This window comes from Lentzea nigeriaca (assembly GCF_016907955.1).
Taxonomy (GTDB): Bacteria; Actinomycetota; Actinomycetes; order Mycobacteriales; family Pseudonocardiaceae; genus Lentzea; species Lentzea nigeriaca.
Window position 1 is genome coordinate 1332741 of the sequence record NZ_JAFBCX010000001.1, and the last position, 12568, is coordinate 1345308.

Here is a 12568-nt window from a genome sequence, read left to right on the forward strand (position 1 = left end):
AAGTTTGCTACTCGATCTTCGAGTGCCCAATCGAATCCAGACGCTGTCCGCAACACTAACCGCTGTACCGGCGGCGTACGAGTGGAGCTCGCCCGCGGACGACCAGGCGTTACCGCACAGCCGCAGACAGGCGGCAGGCGTGCCGTGGAACACGGCGCTCCCGCGGAACTGGGCGCCGACGAACACGGCGACCTCGCCGAAGCGGGCGTGGTGGAACACGGCGCCCACCGAACTGGGCGTGCTGAACTGGGCGTCCCCGTCGAACTGGGCGCCGACGAACTGGCTCGACCGCACTGCCCTCTTCCTTCAGCAGCACCTCGCCGCGTCCTGAAAGGGAACATTGAGCCGTGACCGACCGACGGTCAACTCGTCGGCCCCCGCACAGGGCGACCATCGCCGGCGGAATCGCTCGTGCCGCACCGCAGTGCCGATTTTCTTGCAATAGCTGCGTCGCTGATGCTTTGGCCTCGATCGTCGGCGACAAGGGGCGGGACCTCGGGAGGTCAGGGCCACCTCCTCGCCGGAGGGGAGCGGGCTGCGGAGTCAGACCATTGGACGACAACAATAGTCCACTATAGACTGGGTATTTGTCCATAATGGACTTTGTGACCCCTTCTGGGCAGCTGGCACGCCGGTCGTCAACGGTATTTCCAAGATCATTCTGTCGGGAGGGCTGGGTGTTCTGGCACTCCACGGGTGTCCGTCAGGGCTTCGAACCGCCGGGCCACAGGTACGCGTCCGCAGGCACCGTCGTGCCGCGGAACCAGGCCTGGAAGAACCCGTCGAGGTCCCTTCCGCTGATCTGCTCGGCGAGTTGCTCGAACTGCGGCCAGGAGACGAACTGCTGATGGTTCTGTTGCGCCCACTGCCGGAGCAGGCTGCCGAACGCTTCGTCGCCGATCTGCTTGTGCAGCGCGTGCAGTGCCAACGGACCTCGATCGTACGCGGCGAAACCTGGCCGCTCACCGGGCTTGTACAGCGCGTTCTGCCAGAAGGCCGCGTCGGTCTTCCTGGCGTTCACGATGTCCCGGAACCGTGCGTCGAGGTCGACGCCGTCGATGGATTCTTCCCACATCCACGTGCTGTGGGAGGCGAAGCACTCCGACAGGCAGGCGTCTTCGGGCGAGCGGTGAGCCGCGGAGACGCCGTACCACTGGTGCGCCTGCTCGTGCACGACCTGCAGGAGGTCCATGTACTTGCTGCCGGCACCGAGGTAGACCGGACGCGTCTGGGGGGACGTGCCGGGACCGTCCTCGTTCACGTGGACGAAGACGTTGCCGGCTGAGCTGAACGGGTAGGGCCCGTAGCGGCCGGTCAGGAAGTCGAGAATCTGAGGTGTGCGGTCCGCCAGCGGTTTCGCCTTGTCCCGCAGGCCGGGCGCGTAGGCGTGGACGACCGGGGTGCCGTCCGCGAGTGTCGTCCGCTCGACGGTGAACCTGTCGATCGACACCGCGAGGTGAGCGGGAGCGACCTCCGTCTCGTGCCACTGGAAGGTGTTCGGCTCGGTAGACCTCTCCTCGCGGCCGACGGCGACGACGGACCAGCCGGCCGGCGCTGTCGCGGTCAGGCGGAACTCTGCCTTGTCCTGGTCGTCGCCGACCGGGAACCACGCGGAGGCGTCTCCCTCGAACGCGCTCGCCCCGCCCGACTCGGTCGGCAGCCACCCGTCGCCGGGCTTGCCCTCGTAGTCGACGCGGATCCGGAACGCCGTCCCGCCGGCGATCCGCTTCGCCGGTGAGATGGCGAGGTTCTCATCGCCGTTCTGGACGAACGACCGTGCCGCCATCCCGTTCACGGTGACGGCGCTGGCCTCAGGTCCCCGCAGCCGCAGCGTGATCTCGTCCAACGCCGTGCCCGCGGTCGCGGTGATCATCGCGGAGCCGCGCAGGAGGCTTTCGCCCGGCTGGTAGTCGATCGTCAGGTCGTAGGCGGTGATGTCGACCGGGCCGCCCTGCGGCGCCGCGGTGGTCGTGGTCTCGCTCCACGCCAGCAGGCCGGCGATCACGGCGGTTGTGGCGGGCAGCCTCCAGCGGAGGCCGAAAGTCAGTGGTCGGGTGTTCTTCACGTCTGGCTCCTCAACGTTCGTCAGCGGGACTGTCGGGCAGGGCCTGACCTGGCCGGTCAGCACTGTGCGAAGTGCCTGTCGGCGGACCACCCGGCATTCGCCCACTTCTGCGGGTCGGCGGGGGAGAAGCCTGGGTACATCTGCTTCAGCTCGCCCAGCAGCCACTGCGTGAACCGCGCCGCGCCCTGCGGGCAGGTGTGGATGCCGTCGGCGCTGCGGTCGGCCTTGCCGTCCTTGCGCTGCTCGTAGGACTTGCCCCACACGGCGCCGGCGTCGAGCAGGACGGCCTGGCCGGATGAAGCGTCCACAACGGACTTGGCGACGGCCGGCATGCGGTCGAGTTCGGCCAGGTGCGGCCGGTAGAAGTCGTCGGGCCTGATCGGTGGGGCGGTGACCAGCACGAGCTTCGCGCCGCCGGCGGTCACCGCCCGCAGCAGCTTCTGGTAGCCCGCGCGCTGCTCGTCCTCCGCACCCCAGTCGTAGGTGGTCAGCTGGTGGATCACGACGGAGGCCCTGGCCGAGCTGATCTGCTCGGCGATCTTCGGCCAGCTCTCCGCCGAAAAGGGGCCCACGACGTTGCCGCCGCCCTCGGCCGCGATCGACTGGAACTCGACGTGGCCCGCCTGGAACGCGGCCTTCAGCGGCAGCGCCTCACCGACGGCGATCGAGTCACCACCGAAGAGCACCTTGCCCAGGCCCTGGCCGGACCGCTCCCCGGCAGTGGTCGTGGCAGGGCCGGGGTCGGAGGAGCAGGCGGCGCTCAGCAGGACCAGTGCGGCCAGGCCTAGCGCGAGAGTTCGTGGCTTGGTCATGGACTCGACCGTGCCTGGCCCACGTCCCGGTGGCTGCGCTGTCGTGTCGCGGTTGTGTCGCAGGGGCCGCGGGGCGGGCGGCGTACGGGTGATCTTCTGTCCATACTGGGCGCTGTGGCTGTGATTCTGCTCGTCGAGGACGATCCGCTGGTCCGCAGGGGCCTCGAGCTCGCGCTGAGCAGGCTGGGACACGAGGTGGGCACCGCGCCGACCGGTGAGGAAGGAGTCGAGGCCTTCCGTTCGTCCAGACCGGACCTGGTGGTGCTGGACCTGATGCTGCCGGGTATCGACGGCTTCGAGGTGTGCCGCCGGATCCGTGCCGTCAGCGAGACACCGGTGATCATGTTGACCGCCCGCGGCGACGACTTCGACGTCGTCAGCGGACTGGCCGCGGGGGCGGACGACTACGTCGTGAAGCCGGCGAAGCCGACCGTGCTGGACGCGCGGATCCGCGCGGTGCTGCGCCGCACCTCCGGCACGGGCGAGGAGGTCCGGGCGCACGGTGATCTGCGGATCGACACGACCGGCCTCACGGTGTCGCTGCGCGACGAGCAGGTGTCGTTGACACCGACCGAGTTGCGGTTGCTGCTGACGCTGACGCGGGCGCCTGGCCGGGTGTTCAGCAGGGAGCAGCTGCTGCAGGAGGTGTGGGAGCACGACTACCTCGGTGACTCGCGGCTGGTCGACAACTGCGTGCAGCGGTTGCGCGCGAAGATCGAGACCGACGCGGCGGCGCCGAGGTACGTGCAGACGGTGCGCGGGTTCGGCTACCGGTTCGGGCCCCTGTGATCGGACGGCGGTGGCGCGGCGGGCTTCGCCCTCGGCTGCTGGCGGCGTTCGTGGCGGTGACCGCGCTCGGCGCGACCGCGGCGGCGTGGTCCAGTGCCGGATCGGCGAGCACCGCCTTGGTCGAGTCGTCCCAGCGGCGCCTCGTGGAGACCGTCACGAGCCAGATCACCGCGGTCGCACCGGGGCTCACCTATCCGCCGGGGCAGGACGCGCTGGAGCTGCTGCGCGCCGCGGTGAGTCCGAACGGCGTGGTCACCTACGGCGGCCTCCGTTCCGCCGACGGTCCTGACCTGATCACGGACTCCCTGCGCAACGCCGTGCGCACGGGTGGACGGCTGGTCTCCCAGCGGATCGAGGCCGAGGGCAGGCCGTGGCTGTTGATCGGCACGCCGGTGATGATCACCGCGGTCGACGGCGCGCGCGCCCCGTCCGGGATCGAGGTGTACGTCGCCCGCGACCTCACCGCCGTCGACGACGAGATCAACGGCATGGCGAGGAACGCGGGGCTCACCGCCGGACTGGCACTTCCGCTGGCGGTGCTGCTCGCGTTGCTGGCCGCGTCGAGCGTGCTGCGCCCGGTGCGGCGTCTTCGTGACACCGCGCGCAGGCTCGCGGCGGGTGACCTCCGGGCGAGGTCGCGGCCGCGGGGTTCGGACGAGCTGGCCGACCTGACGGTGACGATCAACGAGATGGCCGCGTCGGTGCAGTCGTCGATGACGGCGATGCGGCGGATGCAGGCCGACGCCAAGAGGTTCGCGGCGGACGTGTCGCACGAGCTGCGGACGCCGTTGAGCACGCTGACCGCCGTGGTCGAGGTGCTGTCCATGAGCGCCGACCGGATGGAACCGGACGCGCGGGAGTCGGCGCAGCTCGCGATCACCGAGACCCAGCGCCTGGTGACGCTGGTCGAGGACCTGATGGAGGTGTCGCGGTTCGACGCGGGCACCGCCGAGCTGCGGGTGGAGGACGTGAACGTCACCACCGCGGTGCGCCAGTGCCTGCGGGCGCGATCGTGGCTCGGCAGGGTCGAGCTGGTGGCACCGGACGAGGTGGCCGCAAGGCTCGACCGGCGAAGGCTGGACGTGGTGGTGGCGAATCTCGTCGGCAACGCGCTGCGGCACGGCGCGCCCCCGGTACGCGTCATCGTCTCCGCTTCCGGCGTCGAGGTCCGGATCGAGGTCGTGGACAGCGGACCCGGCATCGTGGAGCACGTGCTGCCACACGTCTTCGACCGCTTCTACAAGGCGGACGCGGCCCGTGCCCGCACCCCGGGAAGCGGGTTGGGGCTCGCGATCGCGATGGAGAACGCCCGCCTGCACGGAGGCGATCTGACCGTGAGCAACCGGGAGTCCGGCGGAGCGAGGTTCGTGCTGCGACTGCCCGGAGAAGCGGGGCGAAGGTGAAACGGATCCTCCTGACGATCGTGCTGCTGGCCGCGGGATGCGGTGTGCAGCCGTCCGGCATCGTCGACGGCGGTGAGGCGCCGACCGGTGTCGCCGCGGGAACGACCCTCTACTTCGTCGACGCAGCGGGCGAGCTCCGGCCCACGACCCGGCGGACCGAGCGGCTCGGCACGGTCTCCGAGGCGCTGTCGCTGTTGATGACCGGGCCGGGCAGGGACCCGTCGCATCACACCGAGATCGCTGAGACCCCGACGCCGAGAGTCGTCGTCTCCACCAAGGCGAACCTGATCCAGGTGATGTTGCCGCTGACCGCCGAGGACGTGACGCCACGGGGCATCGACCAGATCGTCTGCACCGCGCTGGGTGTGCACGTGCAGAGCGGCGGCGCGCGGACGATGAAGGTGCAGGTCCGCTTCACGCAACCGGCTCCGGCGTCGGAGGCCGAGCGGACCTGCCCGCTCATCAGATGATCAGCCGAGTTTCGTGAGGTCGATCGCGGGCGGAGCGGGCACCGGCAGCAACACCCACAGCAGCGCCAGCCCGGCCATCACGAGGACGAACACGACCACTCCGGTCCGGCCGTGGGCCCAGGTGGCGCGAAAGCGGACGGGGTCCTCGACCAGGTACTTCGACGCCGCCGCCAGCACGATCGACGCGGTGAACGCCCCACTGGTGCGCACCCAGCCCTGTGCAGCGCCCAGCAGCACGAAGACCGGCCAGTGCCAGAGGTAGAGGCTGTAGGAGATCTCTCCGAACCATCGCAGTGGCCGACACGCCAACCCGTGCGCGAGAAAAGTCGCCGGTGCGTGCGCGGTCAGTCCGATCAGCAGCGCCGCGCACAACGAGTGCGCGAAGAGGCCGCCGGTGAACAGCCACACCGAGTCGACGCCGTCCGCGAGCGCCCAGGTGACGGCCAGACAGGCCGCGATCAGCGCCACCACCGCGCCGATCGACCGACCGACCGCGCGGAGCAACGCCTCCCGCACCGGCCGGGTGGCCACCAAAGCGCCCAACAGCAACGAGAACGCCCTCGTGTCGGTGCCGGTGTAGACGCGTGTCGGGTCTGCCGGGTCGACCAGCAACACCATCAGCACCAGCGAGGCGACCGCTACACCTGAGGCCACCACGGCGACCCGGCGCTCGAACCGCCCGCCGCGACCGGCCAGAACCAGCACGAGCACCGGCCACAGCAGGTAGAACTGCTCCTCGACCGCGATGCTCCACAAGTGCTCGAACACCCGCCCTCCGCCGAAGCGGTCCCAGTAGCTCGCGGACTCGGCGAGCAGGTGCCAGTTGACGAGGTTGGCCTGCACCCACGGTCCATCGGACAGCGTGGTGCGCACCAGGTCGTCCGGTGCGATCGTCCAGACCACGAGGGCCACCGTGACGAGCACGGTGACGAGCGCGGGCAGCAACCTGCGGATCCGCCTGCCCCAGAACGAGACGAGCGACAGCGTGCCGGTTCGTTCCACCTCCCGCAGCAACAAGGCGGTGATCAGATAGCCGGACAGGGTGAAGAAGAGGTCGACGCCGAGGAAGCCGCCGGGCAGGAGGCCCGCGTGGAACAACAGGACACCCAGCACCGCGACACCGCGCATGCCGTCCAATGCGGGCACATGGGCTCGGCGGGCAACACCGGCGGCACGCGGGCTGGACTGGAGTTCGGCCATGACGACAACTGTGCGGAGCCGAAGTCGGCGCCTCGTCCCAGGGACGTCGCAGTTCTGCCGCAATGAAGTTCGCCCGGCACGTTGCGCTCCTGACAGAGGGACGTCGTTGTTTCCGGGTGCGCCGACGTACCGGCCGCGAGCGATCGGCCGGGTGCGGTCGGGGGAGTCTCGGCGCGCCTGTCGGAGGTAGGTGTTGTGAGGCAGGAGGCCTAGCGCCCGCCCGCAAAAACGTAAGATGTATACGTACGCGTCAGCGGTTGGCCTGTCGGTAACGACAACGGGTTTCGCGACCGCGACCCGGCGGCCGAGCGGTTCGTCCGGTTCGGTGCTGCCGCAGGGGAATTCGGCCAGCTAACGTACGGAGCGTGGGGGGACCACGCGGTGAGGTCCGGATCCTGGGGCCGGTGGAGGTGTGCGGCCCGTTCGGACGGGCCGAGCTGATCGGCGCCCGGCAACGCAGCGTCGTGGCGGTGCTCGCGCTCCGGGTGGGCACGCCGGTTCCGGTCGACCGCCTCGTGGACGTGCTGTGGGGCGACGAACCGCCCCGAACGGCCGTGCGGTCCTTGCACAGCTATGTCGCACGTGTGCGGCAGGCGCTCGCCGACTGCGGCATGCCTGGTGCGCTCATGACCAAACCCGGCGGCTACCAGCTGGACGCGGTGGTCGACGCCGAGCGGTTCGCCCGGACCAAGGACCTCAGCCTGTGGCGGGGTGAGCCGCTGGCAGGCACCGTGCTGTTCGGGTGGGGACGCGCGGAGATCGATCGGTTGCGGGAACAGCGGATCGCCGCGCTGGAGGGGCACTGGGCGGTGCGGCTCGACCGCCAGGACGCGGTCGGTGAGCTGGAGCGGCTGGTGGCGAGTCACCCGACCAGGGAACGGCTCGTCGGCCTGCTGATGCGCGCGTTGCACCTCGACGGACGGCACGCCGATGCGCTGGAAGCCTTCCGCCGCCTGAGATCCCGGCTCGCCGACGAGCTCGGCGCCGACCCCGGCCCGGAGGTCAGCGCCCTGCACACCGCCATCCTCCGCCGTGATCCCGCGTTGCACAGCGCGAGACCCGGCCTGAGACCGGCCCAGCTGCCCGCCCGTGCCGGTCATTTCACCGGCCGTACCGCGGAGTTCGCCGCACTGGCAGGCCTGCCGTCGATCGTCGTGGTGTCCGGGGTCGCCGGGGTCGGCAAGACCACGTTCGCGGTCGAGTGGGCGCATCGCGTCGCCGACAGGTTCCCAGACGGTCAGATCTTCCTGGACCTGCAACGGCTCACCCCGGCCCAGGCACTGGTCGAGGTGCTGCACGGCCTTGGCGTGCCGGCCGATCGGATACCCGCCGATCCGGCCGCGCTGTACCGGACTTTGTTGCACGGCAAGCGTGTTCTCATCGTGCTGGACGACGTCCGGCGCACGCGGGACGTGCTGCCGCTCGTGCCCGGCGACCAGGGCAACCTGCTGCTGATCACGAGCCGCGACACGTTGTCCGCACTCGGTACGCATCACGCCGTGCACACCGTGCACCTCGACCTGCTGAGCGAAACGGAAGCGCACGACCTGCTGGCGGACATCCTCGGCGCGCCAAGAGTGCGTGCGGAGTCGGGCGCGATCTCGGCCTTGGTAGTCCACTGTGGACGGCTGCCGCTGGCGTTGCGCATCGCGGCCGCGCGACTCGCGATGCGACCGGGCAGGCGGGTCGCCGACCTCGTGCGTGCACTGACCCGCAACGACCCGTTGGACGTACTGGCGGTGGACGGGGACGACCGCACGGTCCGGACCGTGTTCGCCAGCGCGCACCGCACGCTGAGCGCACCGGCGGCACGGCTGTTCCGCGTGCTCGGCGAGCACCCCGGCGCGAGCTTTCCCGCCGATCTCGCCGACGCGCTGGGGCCGGGTCTCGACGAGCTCGTCGCCACGCACCTCGTCAGCGAGGCGGGCACCGGCCGGTACGCGCTGCACGACCTGATCCGGTTGTTCGCGAGGCAGAGCGGCGACATCGGCGACGGGGTGGAGCGCCTGCTCGACCGGTACCTCACGATCGCCCACGCGGCCAACAACGTGCTCAACCCGCGCCACGACCTGGTGACGCGCCCGTTCAGCGACGATCTGCCGTTCGCGGCGAACCGTGTCGAGGTGCTGGCCTACCTGGACGCCGAACGCGACAACCTGCTGCACGTGATCAGGCTGGCGGCGAGATCCGGGCTGCGGCGCGAGACCTGGCAGCTGGCCTACCTGCTGACGAGCTACTTCGAGGCACGCGGGTAACTGGGCGGCCCGCGTCGAGCAGTGTGAGCACGCCGTCGAGGCAGCCCGCGCGCTCGGCGACCAGCGCGCGGAGGCCGAGATGCTGCGCGGGCTCGGCATCGCGTTGCAGATGACCTCACGCATCGACGAAGCCATGGTGGTGCAACGAAGAGCGCTCGCCCTCGTGCGCGAGGCCGGCGACCTGCGCGGGGAAGCCAGGCTGCACAACAACATCGGCAACGCGCACTCCGAGCTGCGCGAGTTCGGGCTGGCGCTGGAGTCCTACCAGGCGGCGATGATCGTGCACCGGTCCGCTGCCGACGAGGTGGGCGTGGCGCTGGCGCAGCGCAACCTCGGCTACACCTACGTCCGGATGGGCCGGGGAGAACTCGCGATCCCACCGCTGTGCGCGGCGCTGGAGACGTTCCGCGCCAAGGGAAACCCGCGGCTGGAGGCGGCGACGCTGATGTCGCTGGGCAACGCGTTCCACCAGCTCGCCGACTACACGCAGGCGCTGCGTCATTTCGGCGACGCGCTGCGGATCAGCCGGGAGGTCGCCGACCACCGCTTCGAGGCGGACGCGTTGGCCCACCTCGGTGTCACGCAGCTGGCGGTCGGAGATCCGGCGGTGGCCAGGGAACATCTGACCGGAGCACTCGCGGTGTGCCGTGCGCTGGGCGACCGGCACCGCGAGGCGGCGGCACTGCACCACCTGAGCGAGACCGAACTCGCCGGTGGTGACCTCACCGCCGCCCGCGACCACATCACGGCCGCTCTCACGGCCCGCGCCCAGGCGCCGGACGCGTTCGAGGAGGCTTCGGTCCACCGCACCTTCGCCGACCTGGAGGGCCGGTGCGGGCGATGGACCGAGGCCGCGCGGCACTGGGCTCAGGCCCTCGCGCTGTTCACCTCCTGCCGCCGATCGTGAACACCGCCACCGGCTTGCCGATCTTGCCCGGCTGCACCGAGGTGATCTGCAACGTGAACTGCTTCTGCTCCTTGCCAACCCGCAGCACGGTGTACGGCACGAAGGCCTGAGGTTCGCCGGCCTTGATCGTGACCATGCCGCCGGGCTCGGCCAGGTAGTCCACACCCTGCTTCGCGGTGCCGTCGACGAATTCGTAGGACACGACGACGTTCTGCTTCGCCGGGCCGTTGTGCAACTTCAGCGTCGCGGCGTACGTGCCGATCCTCTCGTGCACCGGCCCGTCGAGCGCGTCCACGACGATGCAGTCCGGCAAGTTCGGCGCGTCGCAGTCCGGTGCTCCATGTGCGGGCACGATTCCCAGCAACAGCAGTAACAACACCATGAGCGTCTTCATCGGCAACCCCCTCGGTGGGTCCGTCTCCGCTCAACGGAGACGGACCCACCGGGGCTGATACACCTACTTCTCGTCCTTCTGGTTGATGAGGTACTGCGCTCCGCCGAGGTCCAGGCCCTGTGCGTCGACCTGGTGCACGAGCAGCTCGGCAGGACCCGCCTCCACGTCGGTGGCGAACGTCAGCCCGATCTCGGCACGCTCCTTGGGCTTGAGTGCCAGCCCGTCGATGCGGGCGAGCTTCGGGTCGGTGATCAGAACCTCGGTCTCACCCACCGGCTTGACCCCGGCGCCCGGTTGCCCGGCCTCCTTCCATCGCCGCGCGAGATCCGGCCCGAGGTCGACGGTCACCGTGCCCTCGAACTTCCGCTCGCGCTGCTCCAGGATCAGGCTCTGCCTGCCTTCGAAGGGATTCGGGTTGCCGATCGTGTACGGCACGCGGATCGGCTTGTGCGGGAACACCCACACGGAGTCGACGTTGTGCCATGCGATGTTGTTGTTGTTCCGCGCGTTGTCCTGTGTGTTCGAAACCTCGGCGGATGTCATGGGATCATTGGGCGACACCCATCTGCTCAGCAGGCAGAAGTGTCCGGGACCGGGCACGTTCCAGTCAGGCCAGGTGATCATGACCGTGGTACCGCTGACCGGCACGCTCGCGCTCACGCTGTCGATGTACGTCCAGTCCCCTGACCAGGACGTGCCACCGCCGATGTTGCTGCGGTACAGGTACAGGCGCCCGTCCACCTTGCCCAGGGCGTTGGCCTTGCGACGCAGGTTGACGAACACGTAGTTGTCGAGGCCGACTCTGGGGTTCTGAGAGACGGCGCAGGGCACCGGTGTCCAACACACCGTGATGTCCGGGCTGTGGTAGATGTCGCCGGTGCTCGGCTCGCTGCCCGCGTCTGGGTAGTCGTCGCGCGTGTAGACGTCGCGGTAGTTCGGCGTGGCGCTCGCGGTCGGCACGACGAGCGTCCCGACCGCGAGCAGTCCGATCAGTGCCTTGACCAGCTTGGATTTCACGATGTCCTCCTCGGTTGCGATCTGCTCACCGAAGAGGTACCTGCGTGTTGTTGTAGCGCGGTTGTTCTGCTGTTGTCGGGAACTACTGTCGCCCGCCGCGCACCACATAGGCGGTGACGCCGCTCAGGAACAACACGCCTGCCGTCCACATCGCCGCCGCGTCGTCAGGAGGCCGCGTGGGCCACGTGACCATCCGCGCGGTCATCGACTCGCCGGGCCGCAGCATCGCGCTGACGGCCCACCACATCAGCGGTGCCACGGGCGCGAACCTCGCTGGATCCCACCGATTCACGCTCGCCTCGGCAACTCCGAGAACCCGTTCGTGCAGCGAAGATACGTTCATCAAGCTCAAGTGACCATCGGAGAGGATGCCGTGGAAGCCTTTGAGTCGTTCGTCGCCTTGACGATGGAGGCGGACACCGACGACGGCCGTCTCGTGGTGTCGGAGGCGATCAAGTTCCCCGGTTGTCCGCCAGACTGCCAAGCCTCGCACGTCGAGTTCCAGACTCACGGTTTCGAGGTCGACCTGGTCGGAGCCCCCAGGACACGCTGGTTCTTGCCACGGTGAAGTCGTTTTCGGTTCACGCGGTGTTGTAGCCGATCATGTGATGCAACTCCGTGGTCGTGATGGCGCCGCCCTGACGCGTCAGCGCTCGTGCAGCGCGGGGCCGACCCACCGGCGGACCAGGGCCCGCATCTGGTCGTCGGTGACCGCAGGCGTCGAGGGGTGTTGCAGGAACGACAGGAAGAGCCGCATCAGGACCTCGGCGAGCCCTGCGAAGTCGTCGTCGGTGGTCACGCCCGCGGCGGCCCAGTCGACCGGCACGTTGCGCAGGATCCGCGCGCCGAGGGTGAACCACTGGACGGACGCGACCGCGTCGGTGAAGAAGTCACCTTCACCGGCCTGCAGGAGCAGGCCGAGGTAGGGCTCGCGAGGCACGGCCCGGACGCCGAACACGACGGACTCCACGGCGACCTCGGCGGGGCTGCGGAACGACGTCAGGTGCCGCTCCATCCGCCCGGCGAACTCCTCGGCACCGGCGATGGCGACCGCGCTGAGGACGTCGGTCAGGCGCGGGAAATAGCGGTAGACGGTCTGCCGGGTGACGCCTGCCTCCGCGGCGACGTCGGAGAGGCTGGTCCTGGCGAGCCCGGCGCGGTCGATGCACGCCGTCGCCGCCTCGACGATCCGGCGCCGTGCCTCCTGCTCGGTGCCGGGCGGGTTGCCCTGCCATCCGTGGTGCCCCATTCGCACC

At 69.6% G+C, this 12568-nt stretch carries 13 protein-coding genes; 6 read left to right on the top strand and 7 right to left on the bottom strand.

What is annotated here, in order from left to right; translation table 11 throughout:
- Positions 1 to 22 precede the first annotated feature (22 nt).
- On the top strand, positions 23 to 331 hold the full coding sequence (locus JOD27_RS05360) for a hypothetical protein (RefSeq protein ID WP_204760926.1): 309 nt from the start codon (positions 23 to 25) through the stop codon (positions 329 to 331).
- Positions 332 to 703: 372 nt separating this feature from the next.
- On the opposite strand, the gene JOD27_RS46425 is transcribed toward JOD27_RS05360, so the two are convergent.
- Both JOD27_RS46425 and JOD27_RS05370 read right to left on the bottom strand, forming a co-directional pair.
- Positions 704 to 2065 (bottom strand): M1 family metallopeptidase, encoded by a 1362-nt coding sequence (locus JOD27_RS46425; RefSeq protein ID WP_204760927.1) that lies wholly within the window; start codon positions 2063 to 2065, stop codon positions 704 to 706.
- 56 nt (positions 2066 to 2121) lie between these two features.
- Positions 2122 to 2877 (bottom strand): SGNH/GDSL hydrolase family protein, encoded by a 756-nt coding sequence (locus tag JOD27_RS05370; RefSeq protein WP_239566326.1) that lies wholly within the window; start codon positions 2875 to 2877, stop codon positions 2122 to 2124.
- A gap of 114 nt (positions 2878 to 2991) precedes the next feature.
- On the opposite strand from JOD27_RS05370, the gene JOD27_RS05375 reads away from it, so the two are divergent.
- From JOD27_RS05375 to JOD27_RS05385, 3 genes are read left to right on the top strand one after another with little or no spacing between them, the layout of a single operon-like run.
- Positions 2992 to 3666 carry a response regulator gene (locus tag JOD27_RS05375; protein ID WP_204760928.1) on the top strand — a complete coding sequence of 225 codons (675 nt, stop codon included), beginning with the start codon at positions 2992 to 2994 and terminating at the stop codon, positions 3664 to 3666.
- Positions 3663 to 5069 (top strand): ATP-binding protein, encoded by a 1407-nt coding sequence (locus JOD27_RS05380; RefSeq protein ID WP_204760929.1) that lies wholly within the window; start codon positions 3663 to 3665, stop codon positions 5067 to 5069. Before JOD27_RS05375 ends, JOD27_RS05380 begins: the two co-directional genes overlap by 4 nt.
- A complete protein-coding gene (locus tag JOD27_RS05385) occupies positions 5066 to 5539 on the top strand; it encodes a hypothetical protein (RefSeq protein WP_204760930.1) in 474 nt (157 codons plus the stop codon). The genes JOD27_RS05380 and JOD27_RS05385 overlap by 4 nt, the downstream gene beginning before the upstream one ends.
- On the opposite strand, the gene JOD27_RS05390 is transcribed toward JOD27_RS05385, so the two are convergent.
- Positions 5540 to 6739: an acyltransferase family protein gene (locus JOD27_RS05390; protein WP_204760931.1), complete on the bottom strand. Its 1200-nt coding sequence runs from the start codon at positions 6737 to 6739 to the stop codon at positions 5540 to 5542.
- A gap of 365 nt (positions 6740 to 7104) precedes the next feature.
- Between JOD27_RS05390 and JOD27_RS05395 the strand changes: the two genes are divergently transcribed.
- Both JOD27_RS05395 and JOD27_RS44550 read left to right on the top strand, forming a co-directional pair.
- A complete protein-coding gene (locus JOD27_RS05395; protein WP_307829907.1) occupies positions 7105 to 8994 on the top strand; it encodes an AfsR/SARP family transcriptional regulator in 1890 nt (629 codons plus the stop codon).
- 79 nt (positions 8995 to 9073) lie between these two features.
- Positions 9074 to 9901, top strand: coding sequence for a tetratricopeptide repeat protein (locus JOD27_RS44550; protein ID WP_239566327.1), 828 nt, complete (start codon positions 9074 to 9076; stop codon positions 9899 to 9901).
- Here JOD27_RS44550 and JOD27_RS05400 read toward each other — a convergent pair.
- The 4 genes from JOD27_RS05400 to JOD27_RS05415 all read right to left on the bottom strand — a co-directional run bounded on the left by JOD27_RS05400 (position 9879) and on the right by JOD27_RS05415 (position 12561).
- Positions 9879 to 10295: a Calx-beta domain-containing protein gene (locus tag JOD27_RS05400; protein ID WP_204760932.1), complete on the bottom strand. Its 417-nt coding sequence runs from the start codon at positions 10293 to 10295 to the stop codon at positions 9879 to 9881. The genes JOD27_RS44550 and JOD27_RS05400 overlap by 23 nt on opposite strands.
- 63 nt (positions 10296 to 10358) lie before the next feature.
- Positions 10359 to 11312, bottom strand: coding sequence for a hypothetical protein (locus tag JOD27_RS05405; protein WP_204760933.1), 954 nt, complete (start codon positions 11310 to 11312; stop codon positions 10359 to 10361).
- A gap of 82 nt (positions 11313 to 11394) precedes the next feature.
- Positions 11395 to 11571, bottom strand: coding sequence for a hypothetical protein (locus tag JOD27_RS05410; protein ID WP_204760934.1), 177 nt, complete (start codon positions 11569 to 11571; stop codon positions 11395 to 11397).
- A 387-nt stretch (positions 11572 to 11958) separates the two neighbouring features.
- Positions 11959 to 12561, bottom strand: coding sequence for a TetR/AcrR family transcriptional regulator (locus tag JOD27_RS05415; RefSeq protein ID WP_204760935.1), 603 nt, complete (start codon positions 12559 to 12561; stop codon positions 11959 to 11961).
- Between the last annotated feature and the right edge of the window lie 7 nt (positions 12562 to 12568).

Coding starts and splice junctions, on each gene's coding strand:
- JOD27_RS05370 (WP_239566326.1), bottom strand. CDS start 2,877: ATGACCAAGCCACGAACTCTCGCGCTAGGCCTGGCCGCACTGGTCCTG.
- JOD27_RS05390 (WP_204760931.1), bottom strand. CDS start 6,739: ATGGCCGAACTCCAGTCCAGCCCGCGTGCCGCCGGTGTTGCCCGCCGA.
- JOD27_RS44550 (WP_239566327.1), top strand. CDS start 9,074: ATGCTGCGCGGGCTCGGCATCGCGTTGCAGATGACCTCACGCATCGAC.
- JOD27_RS05400 (WP_204760932.1), bottom strand. CDS start 10,295: ATGAAGACGCTCATGGTGTTGTTACTGCTGTTGCTGGGAATCGTGCCC.
- JOD27_RS05415 (WP_204760935.1), bottom strand. CDS start 12,561: ATGGGGCACCACGGATGGCAGGGCAACCCGCCCGGCACCGAGCAGGAG.